Annotated in this window: 1 protein-coding gene; it reads left to right on the forward strand. The window is 50.0% G+C overall.

What is annotated here, in order from left to right; translation table 11 throughout:
* On the forward strand, positions 1 to 420 hold a 420-nt coding region (locus tag NE665_RS24055), incomplete at both ends, for a SipW-dependent-type signal peptide-containing protein (protein ID WP_256302725.1).

The following is a 420-nucleotide window of genomic DNA, read 5'->3' on the forward strand; positions in this document are numbered from 1 at the left end:
ATTGGCAGGGATCACAATCATTGGATCCTCTGTCGCATATTTCACTTCGACGGATACGAAGGACAATCTCTTTACCGTAGGCTCTGTGAGGACCATCCTGCATGAGGACAGATGGGACGATCTCGCAGATACCGACCATAACGGTATCCCCGATATGGCAGAAGATATCATACCGAATAAAACGATCCCAAAAGATCCGACGATCGAGAATACCGGCAAGAACCCTGCCTGGGTCTATCTGGAGGTCAGAGTACCGATCGTAAATATCATCACCGCGCAAGAGGATGGCTCACGGAATCCGAAAGCTGATACAGAGCTCTTCCTCTTCACGCCGGACCTGGATCACTGGCGACAGCTGAGTAAGATCGTTGAAGAGGATACCGATGGCAGGAAGACAGCGGTCTATGTCTTTGGTTATGA

The sequence above is a fragment of the Clostridium sp. DFI.1.208 genome, assembly GCF_024463855.1.
Lineage (GTDB): Bacteria > Bacillota_I > Bacilli_A > Erysipelotrichales > Erysipelotrichaceae > Clostridium_AQ.